The following is a 19,513-nucleotide window of genomic DNA, read 5'->3' as shown; positions in this document are numbered from 1 at the left end:
CCATGCACGACGTGATCGCACAGCTGCGCCGCCTGCCGCAGGCGCTGCAGTTCGTGCTGGTTGGGGGCTGCGCGGCCGCCACGCACCTGGCCGTGGTCGCCCTGCTGGTGCAACGGGTGGGCATGGCGCCGCTGCATGCCAACGTGCTGGCCTTTCTCGTGGCCTTCGTGGTCAGCTACAACGGCCATGCGCTGTTCACCTTCGTGCAGGCCGGGGCGCAAGGCTGGGCCGTGGCCGGCAAGTACTTCGCCGTCGCCTGCGCCTCCTTCGTGGCCAACGAGCTGCTGTACTGGGTGGCCCTGCACTGGCTGCACTGGCACTACTTCTGGAGCCTGGCCCTGGTGCTGGTGCTGGTGGCGGTGGGCACCTTCGTCTTCGCCAAGTTCTGGGCCTTTGCGGCCCCCGGCCGCAAGGAATTCTCATGAACACCGTACCTGCCAGAAACAACGGGGAGAAGGCCTCGGCCAGAACCGTCGTCCTGTGCGCCGACGACTATGCGCTGCACCCCCTGGTCGATGAAGCCGTGGAGCAGCTCACGCTGCAGGGCCGGCTGTCGGCCACCAGCTGCATGACCACCTCGCCGCACTGGAGGCAGGCCGCCAGGCGCCTGCCCGCGCTGCGCCCGCGCCTGTCGCTGGGCCTGCACTTCAACCTGACCGAAGGCCACGGCCTGCAGCCCGCCGCCGGCATCGGTGCCGTGATCGCGCGCGCCTATGCCGGCGCACTCGGCGGCGGCGCCATGCGCGACGCCTGGCGCCGCCAGCTCGACGCCTTCGAGGACGCACTGGGCATGGCCCCCGACTTCATCGACGGCCACCAGCACGTGCACCAGCTCCCCGGCGTGCGCGCCGCACTGGTGCAGGAATTGCGCCAGCGCTATGGCGACAACGCCGACGACCTGCCCTGGGTCCGCTCAACCACCCCGGCCGGCCAACTCTGGCGCGACCCCAAGGCCGCCATCATCGCCCTGCTGGGCGGCTGGACCACCACCCGCCGCCTGCGCCGCCAGGGCGTGCCGCTCAACCACGGTTTCGGCGGCGTCTACGCCTTCGACCAGCCCACGCCCGAAGGCTATGGCCGCCACATGGCCCAATGGCTGGCCCAGCTGCAGCCCGGCAGCCTCATGATGTGCCACCCCGCCACCGCCCCCGTCCAGGGCGACGCCATAGGCGCCCAGCGCGCCGTCGAATACGCCTACCTGCGCTCCGACGCCTTCGCCCAGGCCCTCGAACAGGCGCACTGCCACATCGCCCAAGGCCCCCTGACCCCGCTGTTCACATCGAACTAAGAAGCGGCAATAGAAAAAGCCCCGCGAACGGGGCTTGGGACGAGGCTGCAAAAACCGGCGCAGCCCAAAGCGAGGGACACCGAGCAAGGGCCGCCCCGCAGCAAGGGTGTCGTCCCCCTCCCTTGCGAAGCAAGTAGAGAGGGGGAAGGCGCGCCAGCGCCTCAGGGGGTGCTTTATCAGTACTCCCAGAAGATGCGCTGCAACTGCTTCGTGTCCTGCGTCTTGGTCAGGGCCACGGCCGCCAGCAGGCGCGCCTTCTGCGGGTTCAGGTCATGGGCGACGACCCAGTCGTACTTGTCATCGGGCTGCTCGGCATTGCGCAGCACGAAGCCGGCCGGCACGCGCGAGCTGCGCACCACGATCACGCCCTTTTGGCGCAGTTCATTGAGCTTGGGCACGATGCGGTCGGCCACCGAGCCATTGCCCGTGCCTGCATGCACGATGGCCTTGACGCCGGCCTTGCCCAGCGCGTCGATGGCCGTGGCGGGCACGTTGCCGTAGCCATAGACGATGTCCACGGCGGGCAGGTCGGTGATCTGCTCGATGTTGAACTCGCTGCCCTTGGTGTGGCGCTTGATGGGGGCGCGGAACCAGTAGGTCTTGCCCTCGACCACCATGCCCAGCGGGCCCCACTGGCTGGCGAAGGCATTGGTCTTGATGTTGGTGAGCTTGGCGACATCACGCGCGGAGTCGATGTTGTCGTTCATGCTGACCAGCACGCCCTTGCCCGCCGAGTCCTTGGACGCGGCCGTGGCCACGGCGCCCAGCAGGTTCAGCGCGCCGTCGGCCGAGATGGCCGTGCCGGGGCGCATGGAGCCGACCATGACGATGGGCTTGTCGGTGGGCACCACCAGGTTCAGGAAGTAGCCGGTTTCCTCCAGCGTGTCCGTGCCGTGGGTGACGACGATGCCGTCCACGCCGGGCTGCTTGGCCAGCTCGTTGACGCGGCGGGCCAGCGTCAGCAGTTCCTTGTTGGTGAAGCTCTCGGAGGCGATCTGGAAGACCTGCTCGCCGGACACGTTGGCGATGTTGCTCAGCTCGGGCAGGCCGGCCAGCAGCTTGTCCACGGGCACCTTGGCGGCCGTGTAGGTGGCGCTGTTGACGGCGCTGGCGCCCGCACCGGCAATGGTGCCGCCCGTGGCCAGGACGACCACGTTGGGCTTGCCGGCCTGTGCGGTGGGAGCGGGTGCAGGGGCGGTCGCCGTGGCGGGCGCTGCGGCTGCGGGGGCCTGGCTGGCGCCGGGCTGGGACGCGCAGCCTGCCAGCGCAAGCGCGACGGCCATCAAGGTCATACGGAAGGGGGTGAACGGCATGTATCGCTCCTGGAAAGGCATTGAATGATCCAGCCTTGTGGGCTGAATGCGGCACGATGCAATAAACATGCCCCGCCTGCATCAGCGCAAATCCCGATGGGAGCCGTGCGGCGAATGCGCTAAAAGCGCTTCCGAAAAAGGAGCGGTGAACGCTTTGCGGGATTGCGCCCAAGGCCTGAAAGGCTTGAGGTTTTCTGGGGCCGTTCCAGAGGCCGTGCCACGCTCAGATGGCCAGCGGGTCCACATCCACCAGCCAGCGCACCAGGGCGCGGTGCCCGGGCTGTGCCCTGATCCAGTGCAGGTGCGTCTGCCAGGCCCAGAGAAAGCGCAGCAGGGCAGGCCGCTGGGCCGACTCGATCAGCATCTGCGCACGCTCCACATTGGCCACGCGCTGCACGGACATGGGAATGGGCGGGTAGAGAAAGACATCGTCCACATGGGGCAGGCCGGCCTGGCGGGCGGCCTCGGCCGCAGCGGCCAGGAAGGCCTGGGCGGCTTCCTGGGTGCGCGCATCGGCCCGCACGATGGCCTGGAAGGCGAAGGGCGGCATGCCCGCATCGCGCCGCTCGCGCAACTGGCGCGCGGCGAAGGCCGGGTAGTCGTGCGAGCGCAGCGCGGTGTAGACGGGGTGGGACGGGTCGTGCGTCTGTATCCACATCTCCGGGTGGCTGCCCTGGGCGGCCACGTAGTGCGCGTCGCGTCCTGCGCGGCCGGCGGCCTGCATCAGCAGGCTGAACAGGCGCTCGGGCGCTCGGTAGTCGCTGGAGAAAAGAGCGCTGTCGGGCTGCACGGCGGCCACCAGGGTGATGCGCCGGAAGTCATGGCCCTTGGCCACCATCTGGGTGCCCACCAGCACGTCGATGTCGCCCGCATGCACCTGGGCCAGTTGCTCCTCCAGCGCGCCCTTGGCGCGCGTGGTGTCGGCGTCGATGCGCGCCACGCGGGCGGGCTCGCGGTCGGGGCGCTGCACATTGCGCAGCAGGCGGGCCAGTTCTTCCTCCAGCTGCTCCGTGCCCTTGCCCAGCGGCAGGATGTCGGGATTGCCGCAGCCGGGGCAGGCCATGGGCACGCGCTGGGTGTAGCCGCAGTGGTGGCAGCGCAGCGTGCGGTCGGCCTTGTGGAAGACCTGGTGGGCGCTGCAGTGCGGGCAGTCGCTTTTCCAGCCGCAGTCGGCGCAGAACAGCACGGGCGCGAAGCCGCGGCGGTTGAGCAGCACCAGGCTTTGCTCGCCGCGCTGCACGCGCTCGGTGATGGCATCGATCAGCGGCGGCGAGAACACGGCCTTGCGCGGCTGCTGGCCCATGTCCACCAGGCGCACGCGCGGCAGGGCGGCCGCGCCGATGCGGCTGGGCATGTGCAGGCGCAGGTAGCGGCCGCCCTGCGGCTCGTCGGCATTGGGCGGGCGGCTGGCGTGCCAGCTCTCCAGCGAGGGCGTGGCACTGCCCAGGATGACCTTGGCGCCGTTATCGCGCGCGCGCCAGATGGCCAGGTCGCGCGCCGAGTAGCGTGCGCCTTCCTGCTGCTTGTAGCTGGCGTCGTGCTCCTCGTCCACCACGATCAGCGACAGGCCCGGCAGGCTGGCGAAGACCGACATGCGCGTGCCCAGCACGATGCGCGCCACGCCGGTGTGCGCGGCCAGCCAGCTCTTGAGCCGCTGGGGGTTGGTCATTGCGCTGTGCATGCTGACCACGCAGTCGGCGCCGTACTGCGGCGCGAAGCGCTCCGTGAAGCGCTGCTCCAGCTGGGGCGTGAGGTTGATCTCGGGCACCATCACCAGTACCTGGGCGCCGGGGTCGGCGTCCAGTGCGGCCTGGGTGGCTCTCAGATAGACCTCGGTCTTGCCGCTGCCCGTGCTGCCGAAGAGCAGAAAGGGGCCGGGATGGGCGGCGATCTGCGTGAAGACGTCGGCCTGCTCGGCGCTGAGGACGATGGGGGGAATGTCTGCGGCGGCCGGGGCCGGTGCGAGTGCTGATGCAGGCGCTGATGCAGGCGCAGTGCCAGGCGCCTGTTGCGCCTGTTCCGCCTGTTCCGCCTTCGCAGCCTTGGCCGCTCTCTTCGCCGCAGCCTTGGTCGGCCTGAGCCGGCGCGCCAGCTGCTCGGCCGTCATCTCGCGCAATTGCGGGGGCAGGGCCGTCACGGCGATTTCGCCCACGCTGCGCTGGTAGTAGTAGGCGGCGAAGGCCACCAGCCGGCGCCAGGCGGCCGGCAGCGGCGCAATGCCCTGCAGCACGGCGGCGATAGGGCGCAGCTCCACGCCTTCGGGCATGGCGGCGGGGCGGGGCGGGGCGTCCCAGACCACGCCCAGCAGGTCCCGGCGACCCAGGGGCACGCGCACCAGGGTGCCCGCCTCCAGCGGCTGGTCGCAGGTGTAGCTCAGCAGTTCGCCCACGGCGCTGTGCGCCGGCGTCTGGACGGCGACATGGACGGTGTGGGCGGGGAGGGACATGCGAATGCGGGGAAAGCGGGGCCTGAAAACGCGGGCGCCGCACGGCAGGGCCTGCGGCAAACCAAGCCGCCAAGCATAAGCCTTTGGCGCTGCCCGGAGCCTGGGTGCGGCGTTCTACACCAGACGCCCCGGCCGGTGACTGCGGGTTTCTGGGTATATCGTCAATTTCTGTGGATAACTTTGTGGGGATTATTCGGATCTATGGGCATGCACCTGCTTATCCGGCCTTGCCAATCGGTGCATGCTGAAAATGTTGCTATCAAAAAAATTATTCAAAAACAATGGCTTATATCGATATGTCGCCGGCGTGCAGGCGCGGATGACAACTGCAACTCCTAGGGCCTCGCTCGGATTTTTCTGTGCATAAGATGGTCTGTGGCCATCTTGTGCAGCAAGCGGCTGTCGGGTACCCGGCTTGTGGATAGCGGGGCCTTGCCGGGCCGTTGGCGCCCCCGGCAGGGGCCGGCGCTGCGCTGGCGTCCGGCCCTGGGGTTCGGGAGAAGCGGCAGGCGGGGAGGCGGCTCGCTCAGCGCTGGCGCAGGGCGCGCGAATGGCTGTGCACGGTCTCCACCAGGGCCGCCACATGCTCTGGCGGCGTGAACTGGCTGATGCCATGACCCAGGTTGAAGATGTGCGTGGGGCCCGTGGTGGTCCTGTCGGTGTGCGGGGCGCCGAAGCTGTCGAGCACGGCGCGCGCCTGCTCGGCCACGCGCTCGGGCGGTGCGAACAGCACATTGGGGTCGATGTTGCCCTGCAGCGCCTTGCCGGGTCCGCCCACCTCGCCGCCGACGATGGCGCGGGCGCGGGCCAGGTTGGCCGTCCAGTCCAGGCCCAGCACCTCGCAGTCCAGGTCCTTCATGTCGGACAGCCAGATGCCGCCGCCCTTGGTGAAGACGATGCGCGGCACGTCCTGCCCATCGACGCCCGTGCGCTTGAGTCCGGCCAGCACGCGCTTGGTATAGGCCAGGCTGAATTCCTGGAAGGCGCCGTCGGCCAGCACGCCGCCCCAGCTGTCGAACACCATCACGGCCTGGGCGCCTGCATCGATCTGGGCGTTGAGGTAGGCGGCCACGCTGTCGGCGTTGATGGCCAGGATGCGGTGCATCAGGTCGGGGCGCGCATACATCAGGCTCTTGACCAGGCGGTAGTCGTCGCTGCCCTTGCCCTCGACCATGTAGCAGGCCAGGGTCCAGGGGCTGCCCGAGAAACCGATCAGCGGCACGCGGCCATTGAGCGCGCGGCGGATGCTGGTCACGGCGTCGAACACATAGCGCAGCTTGTCCATGTCGGGCACGGCCAGCTCGGCCACGGCGGCCTCGTCGCGCACCACCTTGGCAAAGCGCGGGCCTTCGCCTTCGGCAAAGGACAGGCCCAGGCCCATGGCGTCGGGCACGGTCAGGATGTCGGAGAACAGGATGGCCGCATCCAGCGGGAAGCGCTCCAGTGGCTGCAGCGTGACCTCGGTGGCGTAGTCCACGTTGGTGGCCAGACCCATGAAGCTGCCGGCCCGGGCGCGCGTGGCCTTGTATTCGGGGAGATAGCGGCCCGCCTGGCGCATCAGCCACAGCGGCGTGTAGTCGGTGGCCTGGCGCCGGCAGGCGCGCAGGAAGGTGTCGTTGGTCAGGGGGGCGAAGCTCATGGTGGGCGATTGTCGCCGAGTCGGCTTCGCCAGGCTGTCGCGATGCCCGAGCAGCGCAGGGCGTCTTGCCTCGGGTTAACCCTGGTCAATATCGGCGGCAACGGGCTTTTTGAGGCCGCTACATTGTGCGGCGTGCGTTCCGCACGGGAATCCGTCCATGCAAGGAGAGAGTTTGCGATGCAGCGAAGAACCCTGACCCAGATCCTGGCCCTGGCCCCGGCTGTTTCGGCCGCCAGCTGGCTGGCTGGAAGTGCCACGGCGGCCGAGCCGCTGTTTCCGGGCAAGGCGCCGCTGCGCATCGTCGTGGGCTACCCGCCCGGTGGCGCCACCGACCGCGTGGCGCGCATCGTGGCTGACAAGCTGCAGGCGCGCGTGGGCTCGCCCGTGGTGGTGGAGAACAAGCCCGGCGCGGGCGGCCGCCTGTCGGCCCAGTATGTGAAGAACGCGCCGGCCTCCCAGCCCGCGCTGCTGCTGGCCAACCCGGCCGTGATGCTGGTGGCGCCCCTGGTGTTCCCCGACTCGGGCTACGACCCGGACAAGGACTTCCGCCCGGTCAGCGAGGTCAATCGCTACGAATTCGGCGTGGCCGTGGCCAGTGCCGTGCCCGTCAGGCAGCTGTCGCACCTGCTGGCCTGGCTGCGTGCCAATCCGCAGCAGGCCAACGTGGGCGTGCCGGCCACGGGCAGCCTGCCGCACTTCTTCTCGCTGATGCTGGGCGAGGCCGCCAAGGTCCGGACCGAAACCGTGGGCTACAAGGGCTCGGCCCCGCTGCTGACCGACCTGGTGGGTGGCCAGGTGCCGCTGGCCATCGACACCTTCGACGTGCTGCTGCCCCAGCACGAGGCCGGCAAGATCCGCGTGCTGGCCGTGTCGGGCGAGCGCCGCAGCACCATGGCGCCGGACATTCCAACGCTCAAGGAATCGGGCCTGAACCTGTCGGGCTTGGGCTGGAACACCTTGTTCGCGCCGCAGAGCATGGCGCCCGACATTGCCGAGCGCCTGTCGCGCATGGTGCAGGAGATCATGAAGGAGCCCGACACGCGCCAGAAATTCGAGGCCAGCCGGCTGACCCCGATCTCCAGCAGCAGCGCCCAGACGGCCGAGATGCTCAAGGCCTACCGCGCGCAGTGGACGCCGGTGGTGCAGCGCTCGGGCTTCAAGCCCTGAACCTTCAAGAAAAATGGCCCGTGCGGGCCTTTTTTCATGGGGCCTAGGGGTTTCCTCGGTGCCTGGGCGCTTGTGGTGGAAAGGGTCTGGCGACTAACATTTACCGACCATTCGGTAAATTATGTTTGATCTGCCGCATAAAGACGGCAGACAGGCCACGGAGACTTTCATGCCCCCATCGCTGGTTCTGGTTGAGCAGCACGACGCCGTCCGCACCCTGGTGCTGAACCGCCCCGACGCGCTCAACAGCTTCAACGCGCAACTGCACGAGCAGCTGCTTTCGGCCCTGGAGCAGGCCGCCGGCGATGCCACGGTGCGCTGCGTGGTGCTCACGGGCGCGGGGCGCGGCTTTTGCGCGGGCCAGGACCTGTCCGACCCCGAGGCCGCGCCCGACCAGAACCTGGGCGACCTGATCGAGCGCCGCTACCAGCCGCTGTGCCTGCGGCTCAAGTCCATGCCCGTGCCCGTGGTGGCCGCCGTCAACGGCGTGGCTGCTGGCGCGGGCGCCAATATCGCGCTGGCCTGCGACCTGGTGCTGGCCGCACGCTCGGCCAGCTTCATCCAGGCCTTTGCCAAGATCGGCCTGGTGCCCGACTGCGGCGGGACCTGGCTGCTGCCGCGCCTGGTGGGCCGTGCGCGCGCCCTGGGCCTTGCGCTGCTGGGCGACAAGCTGCCTGCGGCCGAGGCCGAACGCATCGGCCTGATCTGGCGCTGCGTGGAAGATGCCGATTTGCGCAGCGAGGCCCAGGCCCTGGCCCAGCGCCTGGCCGCCATGCCCGTGCGGGCCCTGGCGCGCACACGGGAGGCCATGGACTCGGCCCAACTGCTGGACTACGAGCATGCGCTCACGCGCGAGGCGCGCCAGCAGGGCCAGCTGGGCGCGGCCCACGACTACCAGGAGGGCGTGGCCGCCTTCCTGGGCAAGCGGGTTGCCGTGTTCTCGGACCGTTGAGGAGCGGCGCCATGCAAGACACCCACACCCCGGACGAAGCCGCACAGCGCCTGGCCGAGCAGGTGCGCGACGGCATGCTGGCGCGCGACCGCGCCGCGCAAGGCCTGGGCCTGCGCATCACGGACATCGCACCCGGCGCGGCGCGCATGGAAATGGCCGTGCGCGACGATATGCTCAACGGCTTCGACATCTGCCACGGCGGCTTCATCACGGCGCTGGCCGACACGGCCTTTGCCTATGCCTGCAATGCGCGCAACGAGATGACGGTGGCCTCGGGCCTGAGCGTGGACTTTGTCGCGCCCGGCCGGCCCGGCGACGTGCTCACGGCCCAGGCCCGCGAAGTCTCGCGCGCAGGCCGCACCGGCGTCTATGACGTGCAGGTCACCAACCAGCGCCAGGAAGTGATCGCGCTGTTCCGTGGCCGCTCGCACAGCTTCAAGGGCCGGCCCACCGTGCCCGGCCTGACAGAGCCCGCCTGAAGAGGTCCGCCATGTCCTTGCAGCGCCCCGCCCCCGGCGACCTCGACCCCATCGAAACCGCCAGCCGCGACGAGATCGCCTCGCTGCAGCTGCTGCGCCTGCGCTGGTCGCTGCAGCATGCCTACGACAACGTGCCCCACTACCGCCGCGCCTTCGATGAGAAGGGCGTGCACCCCTCGGACCTGCGCACGCTGTCAGACCTGGCCCGCTTTCCCTTCACCACCAAGAAGGACCTGCGCGAGAACTACCCGTTCGGCATGTTCGCCGTGCCGCGCCAGAAGGTGGCGCGCGTGCATGCCTCCTCGGGCACCACGGGCAAGCCCACGGTCGTGGGCTACACGTTGAAGGACCTGGACAACTGGGCGAACCTGGTGGCCCGCTCCATCCGCGCGGCGGGCGGGCGGCCCGGCGACATGGTGCATGTGGCCTATGGCTACGGCCTGTTCACGGGCGGGCTGGGCGCGCACTACGGAGCCGAGCGCGCGGGCTGCACCGTGGTGCCCATGTCGGGCGGGCAGACCGAAAAGCAGGTGCAGCTGATCCAGGATTTCCGGCCCGACATCATCATGGTCACGCCCAGCTACATGCAGGTGATCGTGGAGGAGATGCAGCGCCAGGGGATGGACCCGCGCGAGAGCTCTTTGCGGATCGGCATCTTCGGCGCCGAGCCCTGGACCGAAGCCATGCGCCGCGAGATCGAGGGCAAGGCGGGGCTGGATGCCGTGGACATCTACGGCCTGTCCGAAGTCATGGGCCCGGGCGTGGCCAGCGAATGCGTGGAAAGCAAGGACGGGCCGGTGATCTGGGAAGACCATTTCTATCCCGAGATCATCGACCCTGACACGGGCGAGGTGCTGCCCGACGGCAGCGAGGGGGAGCTGGTCTTCACGTCGCTGTCCAAGGAAGCCATGCCCATCGTGCGATACCGCACGCGGGACCTGACGCGGCTGCTGGCGCCGACTTCGCGCAGCTTCCGGCGCATGGGCAAGATCGTTGGGCGCAGCGACGACATGCTCATCATCCGCGGCGTGAACCTGTTTCCCACGCAGATCGAGGAGATCGTTCTGCAGAACGCCCAGCTGTCGGGCCAGTACCAGCTGGTGGTCACGCGCGACGGCAACCTGGACCGGCTGGCCGTGCGCTGCGAGATGCAGCCGGGCACGCAGGGCGACACCGAGGCGCTGGCACTGTGGGTGCAGCAGCGCATCAAGACCCTGGTCGGCGTGAGCGCCGAGGTCGAGGTGCTGCGGCCCGATTCCATAGAGCGCACCCTGGTGGGCAAGGCCCGCCGCGTGATCGACCACCGCAGCCGCTGAGCGCGCACAGGAGTCCCATGGCCCGAGGCCGATCTTCCGGATACGACGACCAGCGCGAACTGATCCTGGGCCATGCCGCCGCGCTGTTCGCGCGCAGCGGCTACCCCGGCACTTCGATGAACGAGGTGGCCCAGGCCTGCGGTCTGTCCAAGCCCACCATCTACCACTACTTCCGCGACAAGTACGCGCTGCTGGTGGACATCACCGATGGCCACATGACGCGGCTGCAGGCCCTGGTGGACGAGGTGCAGGCCATGGGCCTGCCGCCCGAGCCGCGGCTGCGCATGCTGATCGAGCGCTTCGTGCAGGAATACGCGCATGCCCGCCATGCCCACCGCGTGCTGACCGAGGACGTGCGCTTCCTGCAGGACGACGACCGCCAGCGCGTGCTGGGCAAGGAGCGCGCAGTGGTCGAGACCTTTGCCCAGGCGGTGGCCCAGCTGCGGCCGGACGCCGATGGCGCGGGCCTGTCCAAGGCGCTGGCCATGCTGCTGTTCGGAATGATGAACTGGATGTTCACCTGGCTGCGGCCCGACGGCTCGCTGGACCACGAGGCCATGGCCCCCGTGGTGGCCGACCTGTTCCTCGGAGGCCTGCCGGCCGTGCAGACCCCAGGCAAACCCGGGCATCAAACCGCTGGCAAAAAAATAGTTACCACGGTAAATTGTGGCGCCTGAAGGTGCCACGCCCCATCCAACACAAGGAGACAGACATGAAGCGTTTGACGAAACTGGGCCTGCTGGCCGCGACCCTGGCCACGGTCTGGGGCTCGGCCCTGGCCGACATCAATGTGGGCGTGGTGGTCTCGGCCACCGGACCGGCGGCCTCCCTGGGCATTCCCGAGAAGAACACCGTGGCACTGATGCCGCGCACGGTGGCGGGCCAGAAGGTCAACTACATCATCCTGGACGACGCCTCCGACACCACGGCGGCCGTGGCCAACACGCGCAAGCTGATCAGCGAGAGCAAGGTCGATGTCATCCTGGGCTCCAGCATCACGCCCAACTCGCTGGCCATGGTGGACGTGGTCTCCGAGGCCAAGACGCCCATGATCACGCTGGCCGCCTCGGCCAAGATCGTCGAGCCCATGGATGCCAAGAAGTTCTGGGTCTTCAAGACGCCCCAGCACGACGCCATGATGGCCGCCGCCATCGGCGAGCACATGGCCAAGGCCGGCATCAAGACCGTGGGCTACATCGGCTTCAACGACGCCTATGGCGAAAGCTGGCTGCAGGAGTTCCGCAAGGTGGCCGAGGCCAAGGGCATCAAGCTCACCGCCACCGAGGCCTATTCGCGCAGCGACACCTCGGTCACGGGCCAGACGCTCAAGCTCATGTCCGCCAAGCCCGATGCGGTGCTGATCGCAGGCTCGGGCACGCCGGCCGCGCTGCCGCAGAAATCGCTCAAGGAGCGCGGCTACCAGGGCAAGATCTACCAGACCCACGGCGTGGCCAATGCCGACTTCCTGCGCGTGGGCGGCAAGGATGTGGAAGGCACGCTGCTGCCCGCCGGCCCCGTTCTGGTGGCCCACCAGCTGCCCGACAGCAACCCGGTCAAGAAATCTGCCGTCTCCTATGTGGAAGCCTACGAGGCCGCCAACGGCAAGGGCACGGCATCGACCTTTGGCGCGCATTCCTGGGATGCGGGCCGCGTGCTCGAAGCGGCGATTCCCGCCGCGCTCAAGAAGGCCCAGCCCGGCACGGCCGAGTTCCGCGCCGCCCTGCGCGATGCGCTGGAGCAGACCAAGGACGTGGCCGGCGCCCACGGCATCTTCAACATGACGCCCACCGACCACCTGGGCCTGGACCAGCGCGCGGCCGTCATGGTCAAGATCGAGAACGGCACCTGGAAGTACCAGCCCTGAACCTGCGGGCCTGAGGCCGCAGCGGCTGCCGCACCTGGCGGCGGCCGCTGTGGCGCTCGGCCGCGCCTGCTCGAAAGTCGATCATGGATCTGCAAATCGCCCTGCTGCTGGGGCAGGACGGCATCGTCAACGGCGCCGTCTACGGCCTGATGGCGCTGGCCCTGGTGCTGGTGTTCTCGGTCACCCGCATCATTTTCATTCCGCAGGGCGAGTTCGTCGCCTTCGGCGCGCTCACCCTGGCCATGATGCAGGCCGGCCGCGTGCCCACCACGCTGTGGCTGCTGCTGGCCCTGGCCGCCGCCGTGCTGGTGGTGGATCTGCTGCGCTGGCGCGCGGGCAGCCAGGTGAGCTGGCCCGCCACCTTCCTGTGGTGCCTGGCGCTGCCGGCCATTGCCGTGGCCCTGGCCTGGGGGCTGCGCCCGTCCTCGCTGATGCTGCAGGCACTGGCCACCCTGGTGCTGATCACGCCCATGGGGCCGCTGCTTTACCGCCTGGCCTACCGGCCGCTGGCCCATGCCTCGGTGCTGATGCTGCTTATCGTCTCGGTGGCCATGCACGGCGTGCTGGTCGGCCTGGGGCTGCTGTTCTTCGGTGCCGAAGGCTCGCGCACCCCCGCGTTTTCCGAGGCGCAGCTGCGCCTGGGCGACATCACGATCTCGGGCCAGTCCCTGGTGGTGGTGGGCGTGACCCTGGTGCTGGTGGCCCTGCTGTTCGTGTTCTTCGAGCGCTCCATGATCGGCAAGGCGCTGCGCGCCACGGCCATCAACCGCGTGGGCGCACGCCTCATGGGCATTCCCACGGCCATGGCCGGCGACGTGAGCTTTGCGCTGGCCGCGCTGATCGGCGCCATCTCGGGCCTGCTGATCGCGCCGCTGACCACGGTGTACTACGACACCGGCTTTCTGATCGGCCTCAAGGGCTTCGTGGCCGCCATCGTGGGCGGGCTGGCCAGCTATCCGCTGGCCCTGGCCGGCGCGCTGCTGGTCGGGCTGCTGGAGGCCTTCTCGTCGTTCTGGGCCAGTGCCTACAAGGAGGTGCTGGTGTTCACGCTGATCATCCCGGTGCTGTGGTGGCGATCGCGCAATAGCCACCATGTGGAGGAAGAAGAATGAGCGCCCCCGTTTCCTCGCAGGCCGCGGCGCCTGCAAAGGCCGCTTCGGGCGGCATCAGCACGCGCGTGCTCACCGTGGCCGCCATTGCGCTGCTGGCCGCGTCCTGGGGCTTTCTGCCTGATTTCACCGTCGTCATCCTCAGCTACATCGGCCTGTTCGCCATGGTGGCCGCAGGCCTGGTGATGCTGACCGGCGTGGGCGGCATGACCTCGTTCGGCCAGGCGGCCTTCGTGGGCATCGGCGCCTATGCCACGGCCTGGGTCTGCACGGCGCCGGCCTCGGTGGCCGCGCTGGGCGGGCTGGTGGGCGCGGCGGGCCTGCCCTGGGTGGGCCTGGCGCTGGGCCTGCTCATCACCTTCGTCGTGGCCTGGCTGCTGGGCGCGGTCACGGTCAAGCTGCAGGGCCACTACCTGCCGCTGTGCACCATCGCCTGGGGGCTGAGCCTGTACTACCTGTTCGGCAACATGGAGTTCCTGGGCGGGCAGACCGGCATCACGGGTATTGCGCCGCTGGTGATCGGCGGCGTCTCGCTGGCCTCGCCGCGCGCCATGGGCGTGGTGATCTGGGCCGTGCTGCTGGTGGCGCTGTGGCTGCTGCACAACCTGCTGGACTCGCGCGAGGGCCGGGCCATCCGCGCGCTGCGCGGCGGGCGCGTCATGGCCGAGTCCATGGGCATCGACACCGCGCATTACCGCGTCAAGCTCTTCGTGCTGGCGGCCCTGCTGGCCACGCTGTCGGGCTGGCTCTACGCCCACATGCAGCGCTTCGTGAGCCCGGCGCCCTTCAACCTCAACGTGGGCATCGAGTACCTGTTCATGGCCGTGGTCGGCGGCGCCGGCCACCTGTGGGGCGCCGTGCTGGGCGCCACGCTGATCACCCTGGTCAAGCAAAAGCTGCAGGACATATTGCCGGCCCTGCTGGGCACCAGCGGCAACTTCGAGGTCATCGTCTTCGGCCTACTGATGGTGCTGGTGCTGCAGCGCTTTGCAGAAGGCCTGTGGCCCACGCTGCAGGCGCTCACGGCACGCTGGGTGCGCCGGCCCGTGTCCGATCTGAAGCTGGCGGACGCGGCGCCGCTGGCGCAGCGCGCGCTGCCTGCGGCGGGCCAGGTGCTGCTGGCGGCCGAGCATGTGACCAAGCGCTTTGGCGGCCTGGTGGCCAACAACGATGTGGCCATGACGCTCAAGGCCGGCGAGGTGCATGCGCTGATCGGCCCCAACGGCGCGGGCAAGAGCACTTTCTTCAACATGATCTCGGGCGTGGACTCGCCCACCGAGGGCCAGGTGCGCTTCATGGACCAGGCCATGAACGATGCGCCCTCGCGCCGCTTCGCCGCCCTGGGCCTGGGCCGCACCTTCCAGCATGTGCGCCTGCTGGGCCAGCGCAGCGTGCTGGAGAACGTGGCCGTGGGCGCGCACCGGCGTGCGCACCGTGGCTGGCTGGCCTCCATGCTGCGCCTGGACCGGGCCGAGGAGGCCTCGGTGCTGGCCGAGGCGCGCCGCCAGATCGAGCGCTGCGGCCTGGGCGCCTTCGCCGATGTGCCGGCCGCCTCGCTGGCCCTGGGCCAGCAGCGCATCGTGGAGATCGCTCGCGCCCTGGCCGGCCAGCCTGCGGCCCTGCTGCTGGACGAGCCGGCCGCCGGCCTGCGCCACCTGGAAAAACAGGCCCTGGCCGACCTGCTGCGCCAGCTGCGCGCCGAGGGGCTGGGCATTCTCGTCGTCGAGCACGACATGGAGTTCGTCATGAATCTTGCGGACCGCATCACGGTGCTGGAGTTCGGCACCGTGATCGCAGAAGGCACGCCGGCCCAGATCCAGGTCAACCAGCGCGTGCTGGATGCCTACCTGGGCGGCGGCGACGACGACGAGGCAACGGGAGAGACGGCATGAGCGACACCCTTTTGCAGCTCAAGGGCCTGAGCGTGTCCTACGGTCCCGTGGAGGCCGTGCACCAGGTGGATCTGGATGTGCGCAGCGGCGAGATCGTCACCGTCATCGGCCCCAACGGCGCGGGCAAGACCACGCTGCTGTCGGCCGCCATGGGCCTGCTGCCCTCGCGCGGCGAGATCCATCTGGACGGCAAGCGCATCGCACGCCCCGGCGTCGAGGTCATGGTGGCCAACGGCGTGGCCCTGGTGCCCGAAAAGCGCGAGCTGTTCGGCGAGATGTCGGTGGAGGACAACCTGCTGCTGGGCGGCTTCTCGCGCTGGCGCCGGGGCCTGCGTGACCAAGCGCAGCGCATGGATGAGGTCTTTGCCATCTTCCCGCGCCTGAGGGAGCGGCGCCCGCAGATGGCCTCCACCCTGTCGGGCGGCGAGCGCCAGATGCTGGCCATCGGCCGCGCGCTGATGGCGCGCCCGCGCCTGCTGCTGCTGGACGAGCCCTCTCTGGGCCTGGCACCGCTGATCGTGCGCGAGGTGCTGCAGGTCGTGGCCGGCCTGCGCGACCACGGCGTCTCGGTGCTGCTGGTCGAGCAGAACGCGCGCGCCGCCCTCAAGGTGGCCGACCGTGCCTACGTGCTGGAGATGGGCGCCGTGGCGCTCAGCGGCGCGGCCAGGGAGCTGCTGCATGACCGGCGCATCATCGATACCTATCTGGGGATGGGGCGCAGTGCGGAGGCGGTGTCGGTGGCCTGAGACGCAACCCCCCGCCACAACGAAAAAGGCTGCCGGACTGGCAGCCTTTTTGCATCTGCACCGGGGCGCTCAATCCAGCTTGATGTTGTTGGCCGCGATCACCCGGCCCCACTTGCTGCGCTCGGCGCGCACGAACTGGCCCATCTGCTCGGCGCTGCCGGGCATGGGCTCCACGCCCATGGCGGCCAGGCGTGCCTTGGTGCGGGTGTCGGCCAGGGCCTGCTGCAGCGACTGGCTGAACTTCTTGACCACCTCGGCCGAGCTGCCCGTGGGCACGACGATGCCCTGCCAGGCGTAGCCCTCGAAACCTTTCAGGCCCTGCTCCTGCAGCGTGGCGATCTGGGGCAGAACGTCCACGCGCGCGGGGCTGGCCACGCCGATGGCCTTGAGCTTTTTCTCGCTCAGGAAGGGAATGATGGTGGCGCTGTCGGCCCACATGGCGGGAATCTGGCCGCCGACCACGTCCTGCACGGCCGGGGCGGCGCCACGGTAGGGCACATGGGTCATGTTGCTGATGCCCGCCTGTTCGCGGAACAGTTCGCCCACCAGGTGGTGGGGGCTGCCCAGGCCGGCCGAGCCCCAGCTCACGCCGGTCTTTTGCTGTTTGGCCCAGGCCAGGAATTCGGCGAGGTTGGTGGCGGGCACCTCGTTGTTGACCACCAGCAGCATGGGAAAGCGCACCAGCATGCCCACGGGCTTGAAGTCGCGCTCGGCGTTGTAGTTGAGCTTGCTGAACAGGAAGGGGTTGGCCGCCAGCGTGGCGAAGTCGGCCGTGAACATGAGGTTGCCGTAGTCGCGCGAGCGGGCGCTGTACTCGGCCGCGATGTTGGTGCCCGCGCCTGGCTTGTTGTTGATGACGATGACCCGCTCCATGTTGCGACCCATGGCCTCGGCGATGACGCGGGCGACCACGTCCGAGCCGCCGCCGGCCGCATAGCCGACGACCCATTCCAGGGGCTTGTCCTGTGCCAGGGCGGCAGGCCCTGCGGCCAGGGCCAGGCCCGAGCAGGCCAGTGCGGCCAGAAACTGCTTGCGTTGCATCCTTGTCTCCATGTTGTATGCGGCGCCCTTGTGAGATGTCCGAGTTGTGAGGCGGGCGCCTTTGTGGGGATGGCAGGCCGCCGCACGGGCGGCGGCGCGCGGCTTCAGGCGGCCGCGTGCACCGGGGCGACCGGTGTCACGGCGCCGCGCTCGGCCGGGTCCGCGCCGGCAGGGGCAAGTCCTGCGCTGGCGCGGGCCAGTTCGAGCGCATGCAGCAAGGTGCCCTGGTGGCCGATGTGGTTGGCCAGCAGCAGCACGAGGCGGGCATTGAGGGCATGGCTTTGCGCGGTATCGAGCCCCTGGTGGGTGGCGATCAGGGCTTCGTAGAAATCGTCGCAGGCCTGCAGGTTGGGGTGGGTGGACAGCAGCATGGCGGTCTCCTGACAAAAATGAGGGAATCCTTTGGTGGGGCCTCCACCAGGGACAGCGAGCAAGGGCCGCCCCGCAGCGAGGCTGTCGTCCCCCTCCCGCGTAGCGAGAGAGGGGGAAGGCGCGAAGCGACTCAGGGGGAGGCTCTTTGGAGAGCGGCGCGTACGCTGGCTTCGTCGGGGCGGCGCCAGCGGGCGCAGACATGCTGGTCAGGCCGCAGCAGGTAGCTGGTGCCGGGGCGTGCATCCAGGCGTTTGGCCGCCAGGCCGCGCGCATCGATGAGGTCGGCGTCTGGCGCATGGGCTTCGCCCTCGGCCGCGATGGACAGGTTGAGCACGCCGGGCAGCGCCTGTGCCCAGGCGGGCGTGGGGCCGAAGTGCAGCAGCGTGAAGTCCGGTCCCAGGGCGCGCAGCAGCCATGCCGTGCCGTCTGCGCCGGGCCGGCGCATGGGCGCATCGGCCAGCACGGCGCCGGGCAGCTGCGTTCCGTCGAAGGTGTCGGTGTCGGGCGTGTTGAGCGCCGAACCATGCAGCGTGGCCGGCACGGACAGCCGCCCGCTGTTGACGATGCGGCGCGCGAATTCATGGTCGCGCGCCAGGTCGAGCACGGCGTCGCGGAACAGGCGGCTGATCTCGCTTTTGGGCGTGATGAAGTCGGTGGCGCGCGTGGAGTTGCGGATGTTCTCGTCGGCCGCGTATTCGCGCTCGGCGCCGTAGGTGGCGATCAGCGAGGCATCGGCCTGGCCGCGCAGCACGCGGTCCAGCTTCCAGGCCAGGTTCTCGGCATCCTGCACGCCGCTGTTGGCGCCGCGTGCGCCAAACGGCGAGACGCCGTGGGCGCTGTCGCCCGCAAAGACCACGCGGCCATGGACGAATCGGTCCATGCGCAGGCAGGCGAAGGTGTAGACGCTGGCCCATTCCAGTTCGAAGGGCGCTTCCTTGCCCAGCAGGGCGCGGATGCGCGGCACGATGTTCTCGGGCTTTTTCTCTTCCTCGGGATCGGCGTCCCAGCCCAGCTGGAAGTCGATGCGCCAGACATCGTCGGGCTGGCGGTGCAGCAGCACGCTCTGGCCCGGGTGGAAGGGCGGGTCGAACCAGAACCAGCGCTCGGTGGGGAATTCGGCATGCATCTTCACGTCGGCGATCAGGAAGCGGTCGCGGAAGATGCGGCCATGGCTTTCCTGGCCCAGCAGGCCGCGCAGCGGCGAGCGCGAGCCGTCGCAGGCCAGGACCCATTGCGCATCGATGCGGTAGCTGCCGTCGGGCGTCTCCACGGTCAGCAGGGCGCCCTCGGCCTGCGGCTCGAGCGCCGTGACCTTGCTGTGCCAGCGCAGGTCGATCAGCGGCAGCTGCAGTGCGCGCTCGACCAGATAGGCCTCGGCGTAGTACTGCTGCAGGTTGATGAAGGCCGGGCGCTCGTGGCCGTCCTCGGGCAGCAGGTCGAAGCGGTACAGCGGCTGGTCCTTGAAGAAGACCTTGCCCAGGTTCCAGGACACGCCCTTGTCCACCATGGGCTGGCCCACGCCCAGGCGGTCCCAGATCTCCAGCGTGCGCTTGGAAAAGCAGATGGCGCGCGAGCCCGTGGACAGCCGGCAGTCGTTGTCCAGCAGCACCACGCGCTGGCCGCGCTGGGCCAGGTCGATGGCCAGCGACAGGCCTACGGGGCCGGCGCCGACGATGACCACGGGATGCCGGGCGGGCGTGTCCGCACCAGCGTCCTGGTCGGCATGGCGCTCGTAGGGAATGTGGATGGACTGTATGTCTGCGCCGCTGCCGCGCAGCGCTTGCAGGGAGATGGCGGGGTGGGACATGGTGTTCGTCCTCTGGCGTGGGCAGTGTGGAAAAAAGGGCGCAGCCATCCCCGCCGGCGCGCCAGGGCGCCGGGTCACGGAC

Annotated in this window: 17 protein-coding genes; 11 read left to right on the top strand and 6 right to left on the bottom strand. The window is 69.3% G+C overall.

Annotated elements, in window-relative coordinates; translation table 11 throughout:
- Positions 1 to 2 precede the first annotated feature (2 nt).
- Positions 3 to 425, top strand: a complete 423-nt coding sequence (locus tag LGR64_RS25655; protein WP_230357309.1) for a GtrA family protein — start codon at positions 3 to 5, stop codon at positions 423 to 425.
- Entirely contained in the window at positions 422 to 1,288 is an 867-nt protein-coding gene (locus tag LGR64_RS25650) for a ChbG/HpnK family deacetylase (protein ID WP_141832657.1), read from the top strand. Before LGR64_RS25655 ends, LGR64_RS25650 begins: the two co-directional genes overlap by 4 nt.
- Positions 1,289 to 1,464: 176 nt before the next feature.
- On the opposite strand, the gene LGR64_RS25645 is transcribed toward LGR64_RS25650, so the two are convergent.
- The 3 genes from LGR64_RS25645 to hemE form a co-directional block, all read right to left on the bottom strand.
- Entirely contained in the window at positions 1,465 to 2,601 is a 1,137-nt protein-coding gene (locus tag LGR64_RS25645) for an asparaginase (protein ID WP_141832656.1), read from the bottom strand.
- A gap of 223 nt (positions 2,602 to 2,824) precedes the next feature.
- The gene (priA, locus tag LGR64_RS25640) at positions 2,825 to 5,047 is read right to left on the bottom strand and encodes a replication restart helicase PriA (RefSeq protein ID WP_141832654.1); all 2,223 of its coding nucleotides are present in this window, start codon (positions 5,045 to 5,047) and stop codon (positions 2,825 to 2,827) included.
- A gap of 526 nt (positions 5,048 to 5,573) precedes the next feature.
- Positions 5,574 to 6,686: a uroporphyrinogen decarboxylase gene (hemE, locus tag LGR64_RS25635; RefSeq protein ID WP_230357307.1), complete on the bottom strand. Its 1,113-nt coding sequence runs from the start codon at positions 6,684 to 6,686 to the stop codon at positions 5,574 to 5,576.
- 177 nt (positions 6,687 to 6,863) lie between these two features.
- On the opposite strand from hemE, the gene LGR64_RS25630 reads away from it, so the two are divergent.
- From LGR64_RS25630 to LGR64_RS25590, 9 genes are all read left to right on the top strand, one after another.
- A complete protein-coding gene (locus tag LGR64_RS25630; RefSeq protein ID WP_141832650.1) occupies positions 6,864 to 7,853 on the top strand; it encodes a tripartite tricarboxylate transporter substrate-binding protein in 990 nt (329 codons plus the stop codon).
- Between the two features lie 169 nt (positions 7,854 to 8,022).
- Complete coding sequence (locus LGR64_RS25625) at positions 8,023 to 8,805, top strand: enoyl-CoA hydratase-related protein (protein ID WP_141832648.1); 783 nt, start codon at positions 8,023 to 8,025, stop codon at positions 8,803 to 8,805.
- 11 nt (positions 8,806 to 8,816) lie between these two features.
- A complete protein-coding gene (paaI, locus tag LGR64_RS25620) occupies positions 8,817 to 9,284 on the top strand; it encodes a hydroxyphenylacetyl-CoA thioesterase PaaI (protein WP_034397981.1) in 468 nt (155 codons plus the stop codon).
- An 11-nt stretch (positions 9,285 to 9,295) separates the two neighbouring features.
- A complete protein-coding gene (paaK, locus tag LGR64_RS25615; RefSeq protein ID WP_141832646.1) occupies positions 9,296 to 10,600 on the top strand; it encodes a phenylacetate--CoA ligase PaaK in 1,305 nt (434 codons plus the stop codon).
- Between the two features lie 17 nt (positions 10,601 to 10,617).
- Positions 10,618 to 11,277 (top strand): TetR/AcrR family transcriptional regulator, encoded by a 660-nt coding sequence (locus LGR64_RS25610; protein WP_034397985.1) that lies wholly within the window; start codon positions 10,618 to 10,620, stop codon positions 11,275 to 11,277.
- A gap of 35 nt (positions 11,278 to 11,312) precedes the next feature.
- Positions 11,313 to 12,464 (top strand): ABC transporter substrate-binding protein, encoded by a 1,152-nt coding sequence (locus LGR64_RS25605; protein ID WP_013800322.1) that lies wholly within the window; start codon positions 11,313 to 11,315, stop codon positions 12,462 to 12,464.
- Between the two features lie 83 nt (positions 12,465 to 12,547).
- The gene (locus LGR64_RS25600; protein ID WP_012202505.1) at positions 12,548 to 13,576 is read left to right on the top strand and encodes a branched-chain amino acid ABC transporter permease; all 1,029 of its coding nucleotides are present in this window, start codon (positions 12,548 to 12,550) and stop codon (positions 13,574 to 13,576) included.
- Positions 13,573 to 15,465, top strand: coding sequence for a branched-chain amino acid ABC transporter ATP-binding protein/permease (locus tag LGR64_RS25595; RefSeq protein ID WP_063327652.1), 1,893 nt, complete (start codon positions 13,573 to 13,575; stop codon positions 15,463 to 15,465). The genes LGR64_RS25600 and LGR64_RS25595 overlap by 4 nt, the downstream gene beginning before the upstream one ends.
- Positions 15,462 to 16,211, top strand: a complete 750-nt coding sequence (locus LGR64_RS25590; protein ID WP_141832644.1) for an ABC transporter ATP-binding protein — start codon at positions 15,462 to 15,464, stop codon at positions 16,209 to 16,211. The genes LGR64_RS25595 and LGR64_RS25590 overlap by 4 nt, the downstream gene beginning before the upstream one ends.
- 69 nt (positions 16,212 to 16,280) lie before the next feature.
- Here the strand turns inward: LGR64_RS25590 and LGR64_RS25585 are convergent, their stop codons facing one another.
- From LGR64_RS25585 to LGR64_RS25575, 3 genes are all read right to left on the bottom strand, one after another.
- Positions 16,281 to 17,252, bottom strand: coding sequence for a Bug family tripartite tricarboxylate transporter substrate binding protein (locus LGR64_RS25585; RefSeq protein ID WP_141832641.1), 972 nt, complete (start codon positions 17,250 to 17,252; stop codon positions 16,281 to 16,283).
- A 104-nt stretch (positions 17,253 to 17,356) separates the two neighbouring features.
- Positions 17,357 to 17,623 carry a DUF2783 domain-containing protein gene (locus tag LGR64_RS25580; RefSeq protein ID WP_013800326.1) on the bottom strand — a complete coding sequence of 89 codons (267 nt, stop codon included), beginning with the start codon at positions 17,621 to 17,623 and terminating at the stop codon, positions 17,357 to 17,359.
- A 131-nt stretch (positions 17,624 to 17,754) separates the two neighbouring features.
- Entirely contained in the window at positions 17,755 to 19,431 is a 1,677-nt protein-coding gene (locus LGR64_RS25575; protein ID WP_141832639.1) for an FAD-dependent oxidoreductase, read from the bottom strand.
- Between the last annotated feature and the right edge of the window lie 82 nt (positions 19,432 to 19,513).

Origin of the sequence: Delftia sp. Lp-1, from assembly GCF_020523835.1 — a bacterium.
Lineage (GTDB): Bacteria > Pseudomonadota > Gammaproteobacteria > Burkholderiales > Burkholderiaceae_C > Comamonas > Comamonas acidovorans.
Note: the sequence above shows the minus strand (reverse complement) of the source record. Positions and strands in the feature narration are given on the sequence as shown.